The following is a 19,988-nucleotide window of genomic DNA, read 5'->3' as shown; positions in this document are numbered from 1 at the left end:
AAGCTCCTTAGCCAGATTGACGTCCTTCACCGCCCAATGGGACCTGTTCAACTCCCACTTGGAAATGTCCAAGTCGAAGGCCAACGACTGTAGGTCATCCGCTGACAGGAATGGGCTGACGTCCCTTATTTCGTACTCGATGCGAACTTGGTCTTGGCGCCGCGTGATGTTGCGAATAACCCCGAACTTTGGGTCCTGTTTCCAAGACGCTTCGTAAGCGAAAATACACGGCAAGCGTTGAAGCTCGTTGACGGCAGTGGCATCAAGCTCGCCGAATCGCTTCGTGATTTCGGTGTCGGTGTATTCCCTGACGCATCTACTGGTTTCGATGAGCCAAGGCTCGCCGCTCCAACCTTCGTTGTTCCCTGTTACGAGCAAGTTATACATGCGTGCGTCCGATCCGATAGGGTTACGCTAACCGTTGTTATAGAGATGCTGTGTGCCGTGGGATCTGTGTGCGACTACGTGACACAGCGGAAACAGGGGAAACTAACGAACTGCGTCAGGCAAAATCGGCAGTTCTGCGACACGAAGCAGATGCTCAACAACAGGACCCCACGTTAGTATTCTAATATGGTTGAGTTCGAGTGCGCTCCCAGCTGGCCAGGAACGAACGCCCGCATGCATCGTAGGTCGGTCAGTCAGAGGGCGGCCCGCCCTTCGACCGGCCAATCGATTTTTGCTCCCTCAGAAGTTGAGACTGCGGCCCGCCGTTTCACTTCAAGTTTTGCGCGGCGATGTCGTAAACTAATGATTCGCCGTAGGTTCACAACGTATCGACGCAACGACGTCATCCGATCGGTCGAGCAGGCTCCCCCGGCTCGGACGATTGCGGATCAGAAAAACTCAAGCAACACAAGGACAATGGAAAAGCCTATCTCGCTGGAACGCCTGTTCACTCAGAAAATATTCCGCATCCCCGATTTTCAACGAGGCTATGCGTGGCGGCATGAGCAGTTGAGGGCATTCTGGGAAGATCTGGTCAACCTCAACGCGAGTCGATCCCACTATACGGGTGTTGTGACGCTGACTGAGGTCCCCGGCTCTTTGGTCCCTGAGGATTCGAAAGAGCACTGGCTCGTTGACGACCATTCCTATTGCCTATATCACGTAGTCGACGGTCAGCAGCGCCTGACGACCTTCGTGATCTTTATCCAAGCCTTCGTGAATTTTCTCCGCACGCTTCCCCAACATCAGGGAATGTCGGCGAAGGAAATCTACGTCACCGATAGCATGACGCTTGCAGACGTCGAGGAGCGCTACCTCTTTAGAACGAACCCGAAAGGCGGATTCCGGACGTATCTGTTCGGTTATACCGAGGACAATCCGAGTGAGGAATTCCTTCGCTTTCGCATCTTGGGTGAACCTGACGGGAAGCAAGTGCAGGAAACGTTCTATACGTTGAATCTCGACAACGCGAGCAAGTACTTTTCCGGGCAGATTGCCGAATTCCATCGAATCAATGGCCCCCAGGGGTTGGCCGATCTGTTCAAGAGGCTGACCAAGCGCCTCCTCGTTAATGAGTACGCGATCGACGACGAGTTCGACGTATTCGTGGCTTTCGAGACGATGAACAATCGTGGAAAAAAGCTTTCCGACCTCGAACTGCTGAAGAATCGGCTCATTTATCTCACGACTTTGTACGGGGACGAGCAGGTTGATGCGGCAGGCAAAAAGGCGCTTCGCGACGACATCAACGACGCGTGGAAAGAGGTGTATTACCAGCTTGGCCGCAACAAGACCCGTCCGCTGAACGACGACGACTTCCTTCGCGCCCACTGGATCAGCTACTTCAAGTATTCACGCGATACCGGCCGCGACTACGCTCACTTCCTGCTAGACGAATATTTCACGTCTCAGAACGTGCACGACTTGGTCGAGAGAACGGTGACACTTGAAACTGTCGAGGAACAGCGCTCAGAAACCGACGTGGATGACCTGGATGAAGCGATGACCGAAGCTCCGGAGAAGCCAGCTATATCGCACGGAAGCAAGCTTGCGCCCAAACACATCAGGGACTTCGTCGGTAGCCTACGCCAGTCCGCTCAACATTGGTTCAACTCGTTCTATCCGCATCTCGCGGTCGGCATGTCGGACGCCGAGCGGACCGCATTGGACCGACTGAATCGAATCGGAATGGGATATTTCCGCCCGCTGGTCATGGTGGTGTTGAAGTCTGTGGAAGAGGAAGCGCAAAGGCTCTGGATCTTCGAGAGGATTGAGCGCTTCATCTTCATCGCGTTCCGAATCGGCACTGCACGCTCGAACTACAGGAGCAGTGTGTTCTATAAAGTCGCGCGCGACCTGAACCGGGGCGAGACGACGCTCTCCGAAATCTCGCAACGCCTTGATAACTCGCTGAAGTATGCCTTCGATCAGGATGGCAAGCTCCGCATCGATGAGTTTCACAGCATCCTCTTCAAGAAGTTCGAGGAAGGTACGGGCTATTATGGCTGGTCGGGTTTGCGGCACTTCCTTTACGAATACGAGCAGCACCTCCGCTCCGACAGCCGACAACAGAAGGTGGACTGGGAGGACTTACTGAAGTCAGGAAACGACCGTATCTCGATCGAACATATATATCCACAGACGCCAGGGGCAGACTGGGAAGCTGCGTTCGTGGGTCTTTCTCAAAAGGAAAAGACACGCTATGCCGGATCGCTTGGCAATCTGCTCTTGCTTTCCATGTCGATTAACGCCTCCCTTCAGAACGATGCGTTTTACGACAAGAAGCAGCCTAGGTACGACGCGTCGGGCGGCAAGATCCGCAACGGCTATTCCGATGGCTCACATTCGGAAATCAAGGTGGCGGAGAACGATGATTGGGGGCCGGAGCAGATCCGCGAGCGCGGTCAATGTCTTCTGATGTTCATGGAGAAAAGATGGGGATTTTCCCTCAGGGATGACGATCGCGAAAATCTGCTGTTCCTCACCGCCGAAAGGCAGGAAGAGACGGCCTCCGCTTAGCCTGTTGGCAACATCAAAGTCCCCTGGTGCTCGAGACGATTAGCGGCCGTTATACTTCGGATGCCGACATAGATGTCGCGCCAGGCTGGCGGACCGCTTCGGGTCGGAAGCGGCCCTCCACGTGAGTCTGCTGCCAAGAGCGGCCATTCCGCGATTACGAGTTTATACTCACCCACCCGACGATTTGCGTGATACGACAAGGCCAAATGAAAGCAAGAGAATTGTTCGCCGCTTCGCTAGGAGCGTTGGTATTGACTCAACCTTCGCTATCCTTCTCGCAAAACATCAACGGGAAAAATCTCTATATACAGAGATGCGCGATGTGCCATGGCGTAGATATCAAGGGCACCGGGCCATTGGCCAAGAAAAGCAATCCTGCCACACCTGACCTCACAACTGCTGCGTTCAAAAAGCGACTCCATGATTATCCAGGCGTCATTGTCTCGTCAGTAATACTTCGCCCGAACGGAGACCTGATTCCGAGAACTTTGAGGGAGAACGGCGTAAAGCTGGCGCCACACGCATGGACCGTTCAGGATTTTCGCGATCTGAATGAATACATGAATGACGTGATTTCCAAAAGTCGATGATCACCGTGGTGACCGTTTGACCGCGATGGGGGCGATCGCTGCCGAAAACCGACTTCCCCGTCGAACGCACCAGCGCCCGCCGATATGAACCCACCGACATTGCGCCAAATGAGGTCCGCCTAAACCCAACCACGCCCCCTCAAAAAATCGACCTCCCCGTATAAGTCGTCAACCACTCCAGCGCTAGCGTCCCCGCCAACGAGTTCCCGTTCGCATCGAGCCCCGGCGCCCACACGCACACGGCCATGTCACCCGGCAGCACCGCGACGATCCCGCCGCCGACCCCGCTCTTGGCAGGCAAGCCGACGCGATAAACGAAGTCGCCCGCCGCGTCATAGGTGCCACAGGTCAACATCAGCGCCGACAATCGCTTCGCCGAGCTCGCATCGACGACCCGCTCGCCGGTGACGGGCGCAATGCCGCCGTTCGCGAGAAACAGCGCTGCTTGCGCAAGCTCGATGCAGTTCATCGTGATCGCACACTGGCGGCAATACGCGTCCACCACCGTGTCGGGCGGCATCTGCATGTTCCCGAAGCTCGCCATGAAATGTGCCATCGCGCGGTTGCGTTCGGCATGTTCCAGTTCCGACAGCGCGACGCGCGAATCGTAGTCGACGTCGCCAACACCGATCAGCCGCCGCACGAACTCGACGAGCGCTGTCTCGGCCTTGACGAAGCGGCGGCACAGCACGTCGGTGACGACCAGCGCGCCAGCGTTGATGAACGGGTTGCGCGGCTTGCCGCGCTCGCTTTCGAGCTGAACGAGCGAGTTGAACGCGGTGCCGGACGGCTCGCGGCCGACCCGTTCCCACAGCGCATCGCCCAGCAGCTGGAACGCGAGCGTGCACGCGAACAGCTTCGAGATGCTCTGGATCGAGAAGCGCTCCTGCGCGTCGCCGACGGTGTAAACGTTTCCGTCCAGCGTCACGACGGCCATCCCGAACTTGTCGGCGGGCACTTTCGCGAGCTCGGGAATGTAGTCGGCAACGCGTCCCTGGCCGATCCAGGGGGCGAGTTCGGCGTGGATGCGTTCGAGGATCGGCTGATAGTTCATCGCGTACGAGGCAGGGCGGGCGCGGAGCCCGGTTTTCAAAGAGCCCGTATGGAACCGTTTCGGCGCCGATTCGTCAAGCGTGGCAGCCATCGCGCCCTTATTCTCCAGATCTTCAAACGGGCAATCGGCGGGCGCAGTATCATGCGGTACGTTTCGGCCGATGGCCGGCGGCCGGCGCAAGCCCGCCGCCGCCACGGTCTCCCCGTATGATCCGACCGTTGCCCATGTCTTTTCGCATCCTGCTCGTCGAAGACGACACCCGCCTGTCCACGCTGATCGCCGGCTACCTGCGCAAGAACGACTACGAAGTCGACACTGTGCTGCACGGTGACGCCGCCGTGCCGGCGATCCTGTCCACGCGCCCGGATCTCGTCATTCTCGACGTGAACCTGCCGGGCAAGGACGGCTTCGAGATCTGCCGCGAGGCGCGCAAGCAGTACGACGGCGTGATCATCATGGTGACGGCGCGCGACGAGCCGTTCGACGAGCTGCTCGGCCTCGAATTCGGCGCCGACGACTACGTGCACAAGCCGGTCGAGCCGCGCATCCTGCTCGCGCGGATCAAGGCGCAGCTGCGCCGCGTCCCCGCGCGCGCGGCCGAGGGTGCCGCGCCGCAGCCGGAGCGCTACACGTTCGGCCAGTTCTCGATCGACCGCACCGACCGTTCGGTCGTGCTGCCGGGCGGCAGCTCACCCGACCTCACGTCGGCCGAGTTCGACCTGCTGTGGGTGCTGGTGTGCCACGCGGGAGAAGTCGTCAGCCGCGACGACCTGATGCTGCAGCTGCGCGGCGTCGAGTTCGACGGTCTCGACCGCACGATCGACGGGCGCATCTCGAAGCTGCGCCGCAAGCTGCACGACGACGCGGGCAACCCGCAGCGGATCAAGACGATCCGCAGCAAGGGTTACCAGTTCAGCAAGCATGCGTGGGAATGACGCCGGCCCGGCACGACGCCGTCGGCCGCCTCATCCCCGCATCGCACGATAGCCGGAAGCCGCGATGATCCGACGCACCCCTTCGCATCCCGACGCAGCGCCGCTTTCGGCGCCGCGCTATGTCAAATGGCGCTGGCTGCATTTCCGCCGCGCGTGGACCGACACGCGCGCCGACCGCATTCCGAGCTGGTCGCGCCTGTACGTGCGGACTTACCTGCATCTGCTCGGCCTCGTGCTGCTGACCGCGCTCGTGCCGGCGCTCGCGTTGTGCGTGGTGCTGTCGCCGGAAGTCGTGTGGCACGCGTTCGACGCGCTGCCGGGCGATATCTGGATCGTGCTCGCGTTCGTGTTCGCCGCGCCCGCGCTCGCCGCGTATCGGTGGATGCGGCCGGTCTGGTCGGATCTGGTGATGGTGCGCGAGCGCGCGATCGACTTCACCGGCGGGCGCTTCAACACGCGCGCACGGGAGTCGCACAGCGTGATCATCGGCCCGCTCGCGCGCACGCTGAACGCGCTCGCGATGCGCATGGAACGGCTGATCGCCGCGCAGCGCGACCTGACGAACGGGATCTCGCACGAGCTGCGCACGCCGCTCGCGCGCGTGCGCTTCGCGCTCGAGATGCTGCGCGAACCGGGCTCCGCCGCCGAATACCACGGTGCGCTGGAGAGCATCGCGCAGGACGTGACCGAGCTCGAGGAGCTGATCGACATGAGCCTCACGTATGCGCGGCTCGAATACAGCTCGCTGCAGTCGAACCTCGAACTGACCGCGCCCGTCGCGTGGTTCGAGCACCAGATCAGCGACGCGCAGCTGCTGTATCCGGAGCGCGCGATCGAGTCGCGCATCGCGATCGCGTCGGACCTGCGCGTGAAGATGGACCGGCGGCTGATGTCGTACGCGATGCGCAACCTGCTGCGCAACGCGAGCAAATATGCGGCATCGCGGATCGTCGTCGGGATCGCGATCGAGCACGGCAACATCGCGATCTTCGTCGAGGACGACGGCCCGGGCGTGCCGGAGAGCGAGCGCGAGCGGATCTTCGATGCGTTCGTGCGCCTCGACCGCCGCACGGGCGGCTACGGGCTCGGCCTCGCGATCACGCGGCAGGTGCTCCACGCGCACAACGGCCGGATCGCGGTCGTCGATCCGGTCGAACTCGGCGGCGCGCGCTTCGAGATCAGCTGGCCGATCTGAGCGCCGTCAGTACGTGCGGCCGAGCTGCAGGTAGATGTTGCGCCGGCCGCCCGGCGCGAGCGCGACACCCATGTACAGCGGACCGAATGCGGTCGACAGGCTCGTGAAGAACGTATAGCTCTGCTTGAGCGTGCCGCCGCCGACGTTCACGCCGCTCGACCACACGTTGCCGAGTTCCGCGCTGGCGCCAACCGACAGCGCCTTGATCGGGGACGCGTTGAAGGTCATCAACTGGTTCATGTAGGTTACGTTGCCGTATGCGAGTTCGTTGCCGGTCAGCTGGTCGGCCGCATACGCGGCCAGATGCTGGAATCCGCCGAGCGTGAAGTTGAACGCGTTGATCAGGTTGGTGCCGCCGATGCTCTTGCCGCCCTCGATCGTTGCACTGACGCTGTGCCGGCCGAACTGCTGCGCGATCATCGCCTTGCCGTAGAGCTCGGTATAGGGCGTGTTGGACGCATCGGCGAGGTCCTGGGCGGACTGGGTGTTGTGCGACCACAGCGACCGTTCGACACGGAATTCGCCGTAGTAGCCGCGCCGCGGGAACATCGGATCGTCGAGCTGATCGATGACGAGCCGCGCACGCGCAGTCAGCGCCTGTGACGTGAAGCTCGGCCAGATCAGCGTCGAGCTGCCGTCGTCGAACGGGAATGGCAGGTTGTAGTTCGGCGAGCCATGCCCGGTCGCGTAGCCGATACCCATCCGGAAGTCGCCGAGCCGTGCGATCGGCAGGCCGAAGTCGAGCCCGGTGCGCGCCGTCTGCATCAAGTATTGATTCAGCTTCACCTCGCCGCTGTTGTCGTACAGGTTCACGTAGCGGCGCTGGTATTCCGCATAGGGCGAAATGTAGAAGCCGTACGCGGCCGGCAGCGGCTGGCGCAATTCGACGCGCGCCGACTGCAGATCGCTGCCGATCGTCGTGTCCGCGCGGAACTCGAGACCCGATTCGGTGAGCCACGGCCGCCGGTAGCCGACGTGCAGGCGGAAGCCGCCCTCGTCGGTCGAGCTGCTCGACATCCCGACGCCGAACAGCAGGAAATTCGGCCCCCAGTATTTCTCCCGCGCATCGATCTCGAGCACGTTCTCGTCGCCGTGGCTCACGATCTGCTGCGTCACGCTCTCGAAATTGCCGCCGGTCGTCAGCCCGAGCAGGTCCTGGCTGACGGTCGCGGGATCGTAGGTGTCGCCCGGTTTCACATGCAGCGCGTCGCTGACGACACGCTTCGGCACGCCGCCGGTCGTCTTGATCTCGATCCGCGTGATGCGGATCGGCGGCGGCAGCGGCTGCGCATGCGCGGACCGGTAGGCCGCGTACTGTTCGGGCGTGAGCGCGAAGTGCCTGAGGCGCGGCAGCGCCGCGGTCGCGGCGGCCGCGCCGGCGGCGATCGCCTGCTTCGCGTTCTGGAAATCGGTGAACGCGAGCGCGCCGAGGTCGGGCGTCAGCAGCACGTCCTGCGCGGCGAGCTGCTTGCGCTGCGACGTCACGTTCTGGCGGATCAGGATGCCGACCATCTGCTGCATCACGTCGGCCGGCGACGCGAGCGCGTCGAGCGGGCGCAGCGGCGAGCCGATGTCGACGGCGATCACGACCTTCGCCCCCATCTGGCGCGCGGTGTCGACCGGCAGGTTGCTGACGAGCCCGCCGTCGACGAGCGCGCGGCCGTTGATCTCGGCCGGCGCGAACAGGCCGGGCATCGCCATGCTCGCGCGGATCGCGAGCGGCAGCGAGCCGTGGTCGAGCACGACCATCTGGCCCGTCTGCAGGTCGGTCGCGACCGCGCGATACGGGATCGGCAACTGGTCGAACGGCTGGTTGGTCGGCACGGCGGCGGTCCAGTTCGCGAGCAGCGCCTGCAGCCGGTTGCCCTGCACGAGGCCGACCGGCGCCTTCACGCCTTTCTTGCCGAAGCCGAGTGTCAGGCTGTTGATGTACAGTCGCTCGTCCTCGCGGCTGCTTTGCGGCAGGTCCGCGCGGTCGGTCACGTCGAACGCGATGTCGGCCAGGTTCACCTCCGACAGCTGCTTCTGCATCTCGTCGGCGGCCATCCCGCTCGCATACAGGCCGCCGACCACGGCGCCCATGCTGGTGCCGGCGATGCAGTCGATCGGAATGCGGTTCTCCTCGAGCACCTTCAGCACGCCCAGGTGCGCGTATCCGCGGGCGCCGCCGCCGGACAGCACGAGGCCGATCGCCGGCCGGCCGGCCGGGCCGCCGTCGGCGTTGCAGGTCGGCGCGGGCTTGGCGGCGGGGGCGGCGGCCGTCGCGGCGAGCGCGCCCGGTGCGGCGGCAGTGGCCGCCGTCACGGGGCCGGCGGGGGTGTCGGCGGCCGGCAAGGGCTGCGCGGCAACGGTGCAGCACCAGAGCGCAACGAGCGTTGCGCCGAGTGGGCGCACCCCGAGCCAGCGGGGAAAAGCGGTCGCTGTCATGGAGGAATACCTGGCGTGATCGGTCGTCGGACGCCTGCCGGGAGCAGGCAAGACCGAGAGATTACCGTGTTTTACAAGCGCGACGCGAGAGGCCGATGCGTAGCCGCGGGCCTGCCGAAACGCACATTCGGCAATCGCGTCGCGAAAAAATCATGGGAATTGTCTAAAGTACCGGAACGATTTGCCGCTAAGTCCGTGATGGGGCGGTAAAAGCGCGCCGCGGGAACGCGGCCTGGCCATTTCGGCCGGTTTGTTCAAAAAAAGGCTTGATATGTCGACACCGCTGTTCGGAAAGTTGTTTGCGCAACCCGTTGCGATCGACCCTGGAACGGCGAGTACGCGGATTTATACGCACGAGCGCGGCGTGGTGCTGAACCAGCCGTCGGTCGTCTGTTTTCGCAAGGGCGGCGCGACCGACGCGCGACCGACGCTCGAAGCGGTCGGCGAGCTCGCGAAGGCGCTGCTCGGCCGTGAGCCGGGGCATCTGGAGGCCGTGCGGCCCATGCGGCATGGCGTGATCGCCGATGCGCACGCCGCCGAGCAGATGATCCGCCGCTTCATCGACATGTCGCGCACGCGTTCGCGTTTCGGCCGCCGCGTCGAGGTCACGCTGTGCGTGCCGTCGGATGCGACGGCGGTCGAGCGCCGCGCGATCCGCGAGGCCGCGTTCGCGGCCGGTGTATCGGACGTCGAACTGATCGAGGAAGCGCTCGCCGCCGGGCTCGGCGCGGGCCTGCCGGTCACCGAGCCGGTCGGCTCGATGGTGATCGATATCGGCGGCGGGACGACCGAAGTCGCGGTGATCGCGCTCGGCGGCATCGTCTACCGCGAGGCGATCCGCGTGGGCGGCAACCAGTTCGATGCGGCGATCGTCAACCACGTGCGCAACCTGTACGGCGTGCTGCTCGGCGAGCAGACCGCCGAGCGCGTGAAGAATTCGATCGGCTCGGCCACCAGCGCGGTGCCGCGCACGTCGACGCGCGCGATCGGGCGCGGCGTCGCGGACGGCCTGCCGCGCTCGATCGAGCTGTCCAACCACGACGTGGCGGACGCGCTGGCCGCGCCGCTCAAGCAGGTGATCGGCGCGGTGAAGTCGGTGCTGGAAAATGCGCCGGCCGAACTCCTGACCGACATCGCGCATCGCGGCGTGGTGCTCACGGGCGGCGGCGGGCTGCTCGCGGGCCTCGAACGCCTGCTGCGCGACGAGACCGGGCTGACCGCGCGGATCGCCGACGAGCCGGCCACCTGCGCGGTGCGCGGCGCGGGGGAGGCGATGGGGCGGCTCGCGACGTGTCCGGTGGATTGACGCCGGCCGGGCCGGCGCATTGGCGTTCCTCGCCGGTCTTTCGAACCCCGAATCTCCAGCATGCCGAACGTCGTCCGGATTCTCCGGACACGCTCGGCAGGTCGTGTCGACCGCGTTACCTGCACAGGCGCGAGCGCGCCGTGGCAGCATGCCGGGCCGTGTGCCGTGCAAACCGGCGGCACGCTTCCCCAGGAGTCCGACACCTTTGAACCAGCGTTTCAAGAAGGGCCATGCGGCCAGGATCGGCCGCGTGCTGGCCGCTTTCGCGTGTTTGTGGATCGTCGCGGCCGTCGTGCTCGTCGGAACCGGGATGCGGATGCCGAGCGCGCCGGCCGACGTCGCGGTGATCTTCGGCAATGCGCTCGACGACGGCGGCGCGCCGAAACCGGTGCTCGCGGCGCGGCTCGATGTCGGCGTGCGCTGCTACCGCACCGGGCAGTGTCCGGCGTTCCTCGTCAGCGGCGCGATCGACGGCCCCGGGCTGAACGAGGCGACCGCGATGCGCGACTATCTGGTCGCGCGCGGCGTGCCGGCCGACCGGATCGCCGTCGACGACCAGGGCGACAACACGCTCGCGACCGCGCAGCACGCGCGCGCGTACATGCAGGCGCACCGGATGTCGCGCGTGCTGATCGTCAGCCAGTATTACCACCTCGCGCGGGCGCGCCTCGCGTTCGAGAGGGTCGGCATCGCGCCCGCGAACATCTCGGCCGCGTATCCGCGCCGGTTCCAGTGGCGCGATATCTATTCGAGCTGGCGGGAAGTGCCCGCATACGCGATCTACGCGCTGCGCCTGTGGCTCGATCCCGATGCGCGACCCATGTCGTTCCGGCCGATGCTCTTTCTGATGAGCCTGTTTTCGTAACACGGCGTGCCGGCCGGGAATCGATCGATTTCACGGCTTTCATTTTCATTTCAAAACGGCGATTTCACGTGCGCCTGATTCGAACGTGCCTGGCGGGGCGTTGAAAATCCGTGCTTTCAATTATGCAAATGAAATGGATCCGGATAATGTGTGCCGGCTGCCGCCGTCGTCATTCATATCGCACCGCGAAAATCCAGCCGGCGATTCAGTGCGAAATATCGGTGTTTTCACGGATTCCGCGGCGTCGGTAGCTTGGCCCCGGATTTTGCCGGAATGATCGGGAAGCCTGCGTAAGCCGGTCGCTTCGCGCATTTCCCCCAAGTAAAAAATACGCATTCGATTGACCTCGATCAGATAACCAAACATCGACTGGAAAACCGTGTTTTTTTGATATAGCCTAGTCTGACAAAAGCAGGCGGAAATCAAATCAACCAGAAAGTCGCTGCATAAAAAAACGAGGGGTCACGATCATGGCATCCGGTTAGTTTTGCGTTCGCAAACGAGAATCGATTAACCAGCAGTTCATCCACGAATAAACCGACGTCGTTCCGCGACCGCCGGAGGGCACGCTTGCGTCCCGGATTTTCCGCTGTCGCCGGTCCGATCAGCATCCATGCCGATGATGAGGGGAAGCATGAACATTGCGCATTCGAAGAAGAGCGGGGAGCCGTTTCCGAGATTCCTGTTGCCGACGGGGGTTTTCCTGGCATTGTCCGGCGCGGGCATCGTTCCCGCGTACGCGACCTGCAGCACGGCGGGCACCACGGTAACCTGCTCGGGCGTCGCGAATCCGCTGGCGCCGAGCTATGCGAACAGCGCGAACAACCTGAACGTCACCGTCAATCCCGGCGCGAGCGTCGGCGTGCTGCTGGGCGTCGGCGGCACCGCGATGTCGCTGACCGGGAACAACAACACGCTGACCAACAACGGCTTGATCGACCCGTCCGCGCTCGGCTCGGGGCTCGGCGTGCTGTCGAGCGGGGCGGTGGTCGGCAATGCGTCGGCGAGCAGCACCACCGTCACCAACAACGGCACGATGAACGGCTCGACCGGGGTGGCGATCAGCGGCGTGACCGGCATGGCGCTGTCGGTCCAGAACGGCACCGGCGGCACGTCGACCATCAACAACACCGGCACGATCGGCTCGAACCCGCTGGTCGGCGCGACGCTGTCCGGCGCGGATGCACCCGTGGTCGCCGCGTACGGCGGCGGCACGGTCAACATGACGAACAGCGGGACGATCAACGGCCGCGTGTCGCTCGGCACCAACGGTACGCCCGGGCAGGGCAACACGTTCACGAACTCGGGCACGATCAACGGCGGCGTGTCGATGGGCGCGAACAGCAACAACACGTTCAACGCGGTGACGGGCTCGTCGGTCAACGCGGCGGGCGGCACCGGCGGCGCGTTCAACATCACGATCGGGCCGAACACGATCAACGTGGCGGCGACGGGCATCGTCGACGGCGGCGCGGGCGGCAACAACACGCTGAACCTGCAGCAGGGCACCTCCGCGAACGGCACGATCGCGGTCAACAATTACATCAACTTCAATCATCTCGACGTCACGAGCGGCAACTGGACGATCAACGGCCCGTCGACCGCGCAGGACGCGACGCTCGCGGGCGGCGTCGCGATCATCAACGACAACGCGTCGCTCGGCACGGGCACGATCACGGCCAACGGCGGTGCGTTGCAGGCGGGCACGGCGGGGCTCAACGTGTCGAACAACGTGGCGCTCGGCACCGCGCTGACGGTGCAGGGCGCGACGGGGCTCACGCTGTCGGGCACGGTGTCGGGCAGCGGCGCGCTGACGAAGAACGACGGCGGCACGCTGACGCTGTCGGGCGCCAACACCTATGCGGGCGGCACGAACCTGAACGGCGGCGGCCTCGTGGCCGGCAACAACCTGGCGCTCGGCACGGGCGCGCTGAACGTCAATGCGGCGGCGTCGCTCGACACGAGCGCGAGCGTCACGCTCAACAATGCGGTCAATCTCAACAACAGCGCGACGCTGACGCTCGGCGGCAGCAACGACCTCGGGCTGTCCGGCACGATCAGCGGAAACGGCGGCCTGGTGAAGAACGGCGCGGCGACGCTGTCACTGAGCGGCGTGAACACCTACACGGGCGACACGACGATCGTCAGCGGCACGCTTGCGCTGAGCGGTGCGGGCAGTCTCGCGGCGACCGGCACGGTGAACCTGACCGGCGCGGGCGCGACATTCGACCTGGGCGGCGCGTCGGGCGCGCGGACGATCGGCGCGCTGTCCGGCGCGGCCGGCACGAACGTGAACCTCGGCGCCAACACGCTGACGCTCGACGGCACCGTCAACGCAACCTACGCGGGCACGATCGGCGGTGCGGGCAGCGTGACGCTGTCCGGCCCCGGCACGCAATCGCTGACCGGCACGAACACGTATACGGGCGGCACGAACCTGAACGGCGGCAACCTCGTCGTCGGCAGCAACGCGGCGCTGGGTTTGGGCGCGGTGAACGTCAACGGCTCGTCGACGCTCGATGCGACCACCAACGTGTCGCTCGCGAACGGCATCAACGTCGCCACCGGCACGACGCTGACCGTGGTCGGCAGCACCGATCTCGGGCTCGGCGGCACGATCTCCGGTGGCGGCGGGCTCGTGAAGAACGGCGCGGCGACGCTGACGCTGAACGGCGCGAACAACTACACGGGCGGCACGACGCTGAACGCGGGCGTCCTCGCGCTCGGCAATGCCGCGGCCCTCGGTACCGGCACGCTGACCGTCGGCGGCGCGGCGACGCTCGATGCGACCACGAACCTGGCGATCGGCAACGCGATCGATCTCGGCGCGAGCACGGCGCTCACGCTGGGCGGCAGCAATGCACTCGGGCTGGGCGGCGGGATTTCCGGCACGGGCGCGCTGGTGAAGAACGGCGCGGCGACCGTGACGCTGACGGGCGCGAACACGTATACGGGCGGCACGACGATCAACGCGGGCACGCTGGCGATCGGCGCGGGCGGCAGCCTGGCGGGGACCGGCGCGATGAATCTGGCGAACGCGGGCGCGACGCTCGACCTGAGCGGTGCGACGACGGGCACGCAGTCGATCGGCGCGCTGGACGGCGTGGCCGGCAGCAACGTGAATCTCGGCGCCAACACGCTGACGCTGGGCGGGACGACCGGCGGCACGTTCAACGGGGCGATCGGCGGGACCGGCAGCCTGACGCTGGCCGGCACCGGCACGCAGACGCTGAACGGCGCGAGCACCTATTCGGGCGGCACGAACCTCAATAGCGGCGGCCTGGTGCTCGGCAACGCCGCGGCCCTCGGCACCGGCGCGCTGAACGTCGGCGGCGCGGCGACGCTCGATACGAACGCGAGCCTGTCGATCACCAACGCAGTCGATCTCGGCACGGGGGCGACGCTGACGCTCGGCGGCAGCAACGCGCTCGGATTGAGCGGCGCGATCTCCGGCGCGGGCGCGCTCGTGAAGGACGGCGCGGCGACCACGACGCTGACGGGCGCGAACACCTATACGGGCGGCACGACGATCAACGCGGGCACGCTGGCGATCGGCGCGGGCGGCAGCCTGGCCGCGACCGGCGCGATGAATCTCGCGAACGCGGGCGCGACGCTCGACCTGAGCGGTGCGACGGGCGCGCAAACGCTCGGCGCGCTGTCGGGCGTGGCCGGCAGCAACGTGAATATCGGCGCCAACGCGCTGACGCTGGGCGGGACGGGCAGCGGCACGTTCAACGGGGCGATCGGCGGGGCCGGCAGCCTGACGCTGGCCGGCACCGGCACGCAGACGCTGAACGGCGCGAGCACCTATTCGGGCGGCACGAACCTCAATAGCGGCGGCCTGGTGCTCGGCAACGCCGCGGCCCTCGGCACCGGTGCGCTGAACGTCGGCGGCGCGGCGACGCTCGATACGAACACGAACCTGTCGATGACGAATGCGGTTGCTCTCGGCACGGGCGCGACGCTGACGCTCGGCGGCAGCAATACGCTCGGATTGAGCGGCGCGATCTCCGGCACGGGCGCGCTCGTGAAGGACGGCGCGGCGACCACGACGCTGACGGGCGCGAACACGTACACCGGCGGCACGACGATCAACGCGGGCACGCTGGCGGTCGGCGCGGGCGGCAGCCTGGCGGCGACGGGCCCGGTGAACCTCGCCGGCACCGGCGCGACGCTCGACCTGAGCAGCGCGTCGGGCGCGCAAACGCTCGGCGCGCTGTCGGGCGTGGCCGGCAGCAACGTGAGCCTCGGCGGCAACGCGCTGACGCTGGGCGGAACCGCCAGCGGCGTGTTCGGCGGGGTGATCGGCGGCACCGGCGGCCTGACGGTCGCGGGCACCGGCATCCAGACGCTGACGGGCGCGAACACGTACACGGGCGGCACGACGATCGCGGCGGGCGGCACGCTGCAGCTCGGCAACGGCGGCACGTCGGGCAGCGTGGTCGGCAATGTCGTCGACAACGGCGCGCTGATCTTCAACCAGTCCGCCCACGTGACGCTCGCGAGCGTGCTGTCCGGCACCGGCTCGCTGACCCAGGCCGGCAGCGGACAACTGACGCTGACGGGCCTCAGTACGCTGAGCGGTCCCACCACCGTCGCCACGGGCACGCTCGCCGTCGACGGTTCACTCGGCCAGTCGACCGTGACCGTGCAGAGCGGCGCGACGCTGACGGGCACCGGCACGGTCGGCGGCGTCGTCGTGCAGAGCGGCGCGTTCGCGGCCGTGTCGCAGCCGGGCGCGGCGCTGAACGTCGCCGGCAACGTCACGTTCCAGCCGGGCTCGACGCTCCAGGTCGCGGTCACGCCGCAGCAGGGCGGCAGCATCGCGGCGAGCGGCGCGGCCACGCTGAACGGCGGCACCGTGCAGGTGCTCGCGAACCAGGCCAGCTACCAGCCGACCACGAAGTACACGATCCTCACCGCATCGTCGGGCGTGCAGGGCACGTTCAGCCAGGTGAATTCGAACTACGCGTTCCTGATGCCGACGCTCAGCTACGATCCGGACCACGTGTACCTGCAGCTCGTCACGAACGGCACGTCGCTGCCCGATGTCGCGACGACGCCGAACCAGCGCGCGGTCGCGACCGCGATCGGCGCGCTCGGCACGGGCAATCCGCTGTACGACACGATACTGACGACCGACGCGGCCACCGCGCGCCGGGCCTACGGGATGCTCGACGGCGAACTGCAGGCGAGCCTGAAGAGCATGCTGCTGCTCGACAGCCGCTACGTGCGCGATGCCGTCACCGATCGCGTGCGCCAGGGCCTCGCGCCCGGATCGGGGCCGCTCGCCGCGCTGTCGTCGGGCGGCGCCGCGCTGTGCGGCGACAACACGGCCGGTGTCGCCGACCCGACGTTGCCGCCGGAACGCCGGATCGGTTCGCGCGAAGGATGCTATGGCGGCACGCCGTATCAGCCGGTGGTCTGGGGGCAGGCGTTCGGCGGCCGCAGCAGGCTCGCGGGCGACGGCAACACGTCGGCGATCAACCGCAGCATGACGGGCTTCATCGCCGGTGCCGACATGGCGCTCAACGACAAGTGGCGTGCCGGCCTGGCCGCCGGCGTCACGCACAGCTCGCTCGACAACGACCAGAGTTCGTCGGCGTCGGTGAACAGCTATTACCTGTCGCTGTACGGCGGCGCGCAGTACGGTGCGCTCGGCGTGCGCGGCGGCGCGTCGTACACGTGGTACCGGATCAACAGCGACCGCAATCCGGGCTTCGCGGGCTTCTCCGATCACGATTCGGCCGGCTACAACGCGCATTCCGCGCAGGTGTTCGGCGAAGTCGGCTATGCGCTGCCGGTCGGGCCGGTCGCGCTCGAACCGTTCGCGGGTCTTGCCTACGTGAACCTGCATACCGACGGCTATACGGAAAGCGGCGGCGCGGCCGCGCTGCGCGCCGGCGGCGAGACGACCCACGTCGGTTTCTCGACGCTCGGCGTGCGTGCCGCGTCGCAGCTCGGCACGATCGCGAGCGGCACGTTCACCGCGCGCGCGACGGTCGGCTGGCGGCACGCGTTCGGCAACGTGCAGCCGTCGTCGGCGTTCACGTTCGCGAACGGCGGTACGTCGTTCCAGGTGTCAGGCGTGCCGATTGCTCGCGACAGCGCGGTGCTCGAAGCGGGTATCGACGCGACCATCACGAAGCGCCTGACGCTCGGCCTCACGTTCAGCGGCCAGTACGGCAGCGGCGTGCGTGACAACGCGGTGCTCGGCAACATCCTGTGGAAGTTCTGAGCACCGCCTGATGTGCCTGTGCGCGACCTCGTGCGGCGACGGCAACGCCGCGGGGGTCGCGTCTTTTTCGTCGCTGCGCGCACTCCCCGTTCTGGCCTATCCTGTGCGAAACACGCGACGCGCACCGCGCGTTGCGCCTCGACACAGGAGCATCGATGCCGAATCACGCCGAAGCCACCACGACGCAGGCGCCGCAAGTCGCGCCGGTTCCCCCGACCCAGGCGACGGGCGCCGCGTTCATCGCCCCCGAAGCCGATCCGCAGGCACTCGCACGCAACAACCAGTACGTATTGAAATCCGGTGACGCGTTCGTCGTCAGCGACGCGCTCGGCGACATCGGCGGCCATGACGACGGCCTGTTCGTCGACGACATGCGCGTGCTGTCGACATGGCGCCTGACCTTCGGCGGCCGCGCGCCGTCGCTGCTGTCGGGCGCGACGAGCGCGGACAACGCGTCGTTCACCGCGCACCTGACGAACCGCCCGCTGCCGCCGCTCGGCGGCCGCGAGACGCCCGAGGGCGTGATCCACATCGAACGGATGCGCGTGCTCGCGGGCGACGTGCTGTACGAGGCGCTGACGCTGACGAACTACGGCGCGAGCGAGGCCGAGGTGCCGCTGTCGCTGTCGTTCGCGGCCGATTTCAAGGACATGTTCGAAGTGCGCGGCACGCCGCGCCCGAAGCGCGGCACGGTGGTCGCGCCGCGCGTCGACGCCGGAGCGGTGCGGCTGCGCTACGATGGCCTCGACAAGGTCGAGCGCAACGTGACCGTGCATTTCTCGCCGGCGCCCGACGCGCTGTCGGTCGATCGCGCCGATTACACGCTGACGATCGCCGCGCAGGCGTGCGTGTCGATCTACCTGACCGTCGACGCGACGCTCGGCCCCGCGCACGACGGGGAGGGCCCGGGATGCGGCCGCGTCGCGCTGCGCACCGCGCTCGTCGGCGTGCATCGCGAGATGCGTTCGCGGCGCGAGTCGATGGCGCGCGTGAACACCGGCAATCCGCTGTTCGACGCATGGCTCGACCGGTCGCTCGCGGATCTCGGGCTGCTCACGACGCAGCTCGACACCGGGCCGTATCCGTATGCGGGCATTCCGTGGTTCTCGACGCCCTTCGGCCGCGACGCGGTGATCACGTCGCTGCAGATGCTGTGGCTGCAGCCGTCGCTCGCGCGCGGCGTGCTGCGCTTTCTCGCGGAGCACCAGGCGCGCGAGACGTCCGCGTTTCGCGACGCGGAGCCCGGCAAGATCATGCACGAGTTCCGCCGCAGCGAGATGGCCGCGACGGGCGAGGTGCCGTTCGCGCTGTATTACGGCGGCGTCGACACGACCCCGCTGTTCATCGTGCTCGCGGGCGCGTACGTCGAACACACCGGCGACGACGCGCTGATCGACGAGCTGTGGCCCGCGCTCGAGCGCGCCGCGCAGTGGGTGATCGACAAGTGCGACCGCAATCCGTACGGGCTGCTCGATTACCAGCGCACGTCGGAGCGCGGCCTCGCGAACCAGGGCTGGAAGGACAGCCACGATTCGGTGTTCCATGCGGACGGGCGCTTCCCCGAAGGCCCGATCGCGCTGGTCGAAGTGCAGGCGTATGCGTGCGCGGCGCTCGATGCGATGTCGATGTGCTCGCACCGGCGCGGCCACGCGGCCGACGCGACGCGCTATGCGTTGCGCGCGAAGGCGCTGCGCGACCAGGTCGACGCGCTGTTCTGGATGCCGGAGGGCGAGTTCTACGGGATCGCACTCGACGGTCACGGCGACCTGTGCCGCGTGCTGGCGTCGAATGCGGGCCATCTGCTCGCGTTCGGGCTGCCCGACGCCGAGCGCGGCGCGGCGGTCGCCGGCGTGCTCGGCTCGACGCTGTTCCAGACGGGTTGGGGCATTCGCACGCTCGCGGCCGGCCAGCCGCGCTTCAACCCGATGGCCTATCACAACGGTTCGGTGTGGCCGCACGACAATGCGCTGATCGCGCGCGGGCTCGCGCGCTACGGCGACAAGACGGCCGCGGTGAACCTGCTGCGCGCGCTGTTCGAAGCCGCGGTCAGCTTCGAGATGCGGCTGCCGGAGCTGTTCTGCGGGTTCCCGCGCCGGCGCGGCGAGCCGCCGACGGCTTATCCGGTCGCGTGCCTGCCGCAGGCGTGGGCGGCCGGTGCGCCGTTCATGATGCTGCAGGCCTGTCTCGGCGTGAGCGTGGACGCGGCGCGCCACGAAGTGCGCGTCGAGCGCCCGGCGCTGCCCGAAGGCGTCGACTGGCTGCGCATCGACGAACTGCGGGTCGGCGACGAAACCGTATCGCTGACGTTCCGGCGCGTCGATGGCCAGGTGGTCGCGGCGGCGGCGCAGCCGGGGCGGGTGAAGGTGGTCGCGGTGCTGTAGTCGTGCAGCGGCCTGCACGGACGTTGCGCG

At 66.4% G+C, this 19,988-nt stretch carries 10 protein-coding genes and 1 pseudogene; 8 read left to right on the top strand and 3 right to left on the bottom strand.

Annotated features, from left to right (window positions below; translation table 11 throughout):
- A pseudogene (locus ACV22V_RS09770) lies at positions 1-387 on the bottom strand (hypothetical protein); the annotation flags it as partial.
- A gap of 477 nt (positions 388-864) precedes the next feature.
- Between ACV22V_RS09770 and ACV22V_RS09765 the strand changes: the two are divergent.
- Positions 865-2,967 (top strand): DUF262 domain-containing protein, encoded by a 2,103-nt coding sequence (locus ACV22V_RS09765; protein WP_448013671.1) that lies wholly within the window; start codon positions 865-867, stop codon positions 2,965-2,967.
- A gap of 206 nt (positions 2,968-3,173) precedes the next feature.
- Positions 3,174-3,557: a c-type cytochrome gene (locus ACV22V_RS09760; protein WP_082725396.1), complete on the top strand. Its 384-nt coding sequence runs from the start codon at positions 3,174-3,176 to the stop codon at positions 3,555-3,557.
- Positions 3,558-3,696: 139 nt separating this feature from the next.
- On the opposite strand, the gene ACV22V_RS09755 is transcribed toward ACV22V_RS09760, so the two are convergent.
- Positions 3,697-4,611 (bottom strand): glutaminase, encoded by a 915-nt coding sequence (locus ACV22V_RS09755; RefSeq protein ID WP_059692100.1) that lies wholly within the window; start codon positions 4,609-4,611, stop codon positions 3,697-3,699.
- Positions 4,612-4,835: 224 nt separating this feature from the next.
- On the opposite strand from ACV22V_RS09755, the gene ACV22V_RS09750 reads away from it, so the two are divergent.
- Together ACV22V_RS09750 and ACV22V_RS09745 are read left to right on the top strand one after the other, a co-directional pair.
- On the top strand, positions 4,836-5,546 hold the full coding sequence (locus ACV22V_RS09750) for a response regulator (protein WP_059526956.1): 711 nt from the start codon (positions 4,836-4,838) through the stop codon (positions 5,544-5,546).
- 64 nt (positions 5,547-5,610) lie between these two features.
- Positions 5,611-6,741, top strand: a complete 1,131-nt coding sequence (locus ACV22V_RS09745) for an ATP-binding protein (protein ID WP_059692101.1) — start codon at positions 5,611-5,613, stop codon at positions 6,739-6,741.
- Positions 6,742-6,747: 6 nt separating this feature from the next.
- Here the strand turns inward: ACV22V_RS09745 and ACV22V_RS09740 are convergent, their stop codons facing one another.
- The gene (locus ACV22V_RS09740; protein ID WP_448013670.1) at positions 6,748-9,168 is read right to left on the bottom strand and encodes a patatin-like phospholipase family protein; all 2,421 of its coding nucleotides are present in this window, start codon (positions 9,166-9,168) and stop codon (positions 6,748-6,750) included.
- A 271-nt stretch (positions 9,169-9,439) separates the two neighbouring features.
- Here ACV22V_RS09740 and mreB point away from each other — a divergent pair, with 271 nt between their 5' ends.
- The 4 genes from mreB (at position 9,440) to ACV22V_RS09720 (ending at position 19,958) form a co-directional block, all read left to right on the top strand.
- Positions 9,440-10,474, top strand: a complete 1,035-nt coding sequence (gene mreB / locus ACV22V_RS09735; RefSeq protein ID WP_448013669.1) for a rod shape-determining protein MreB — start codon at positions 9,440-9,442, stop codon at positions 10,472-10,474.
- A gap of 205 nt (positions 10,475-10,679) precedes the next feature.
- A complete protein-coding gene (locus ACV22V_RS09730) occupies positions 10,680-11,339 on the top strand; it encodes a YdcF family protein (protein WP_448013668.1) in 660 nt (219 codons plus the stop codon).
- Positions 11,340-11,973: 634 nt separating this feature from the next.
- Entirely contained in the window at positions 11,974-17,577 is a 5,604-nt protein-coding gene (locus tag ACV22V_RS09725) for an autotransporter domain-containing protein (RefSeq protein ID WP_448013667.1), read from the top strand.
- 155 nt (positions 17,578-17,732) lie between these two features.
- Entirely contained in the window at positions 17,733-19,958 is a 2,226-nt protein-coding gene (locus tag ACV22V_RS09720; RefSeq protein WP_448013666.1) for an amylo-alpha-1,6-glucosidase, read from the top strand.
- Positions 19,959-19,988: the final 30 nt, after the last annotated feature.

The organism is Burkholderia sp. AW33-5 (assembly GCF_053427615.1).
Note: the sequence above shows the minus strand (reverse complement) of the source record. Positions and strands in the feature narration are given on the sequence as shown.

What these genes read in the sequence shown, in the direction of transcription:
- ACV22V_RS09765 (WP_448013671.1), top strand. Translation starts at nt 865, where the DNA reads ATGGAAAAGCCTATCTCGCTGGAACGCCTGTTCACTCAGAAAATATTC.
- ACV22V_RS09760 (WP_082725396.1), top strand. Translation starts at nt 3,174, where the DNA reads ATGAAAGCAAGAGAATTGTTCGCCGCTTCGCTAGGAGCGTTGGTATTG.
- ACV22V_RS09755 (WP_059692100.1), bottom strand. Translation starts at nt 4,611, where the DNA reads ATGAACTATCAGCCGATCCTCGAACGCATCCACGCCGAACTCGCCCCC.
- ACV22V_RS09750 (WP_059526956.1), top strand. Translation starts at nt 4,836, where the DNA reads ATGTCTTTTCGCATCCTGCTCGTCGAAGACGACACCCGCCTGTCCACG.
- ACV22V_RS09745 (WP_059692101.1), top strand. Translation starts at nt 5,611, where the DNA reads ATGATCCGACGCACCCCTTCGCATCCCGACGCAGCGCCGCTTTCGGCG.
- ACV22V_RS09740 (WP_448013670.1), bottom strand. Translation starts at nt 9,168, where the DNA reads ATGACAGCGACCGCTTTTCCCCGCTGGCTCGGGGTGCGCCCACTCGGC.
- mreB (WP_448013669.1), top strand. Translation starts at nt 9,440, where the DNA reads ATGTCGACACCGCTGTTCGGAAAGTTGTTTGCGCAACCCGTTGCGATC.
- ACV22V_RS09725 (WP_448013667.1), top strand. Translation starts at nt 11,974, where the DNA reads ATGAACATTGCGCATTCGAAGAAGAGCGGGGAGCCGTTTCCGAGATTC.
- ACV22V_RS09720 (WP_448013666.1), top strand. Translation starts at nt 17,733, where the DNA reads ATGCCGAATCACGCCGAAGCCACCACGACGCAGGCGCCGCAAGTCGCG.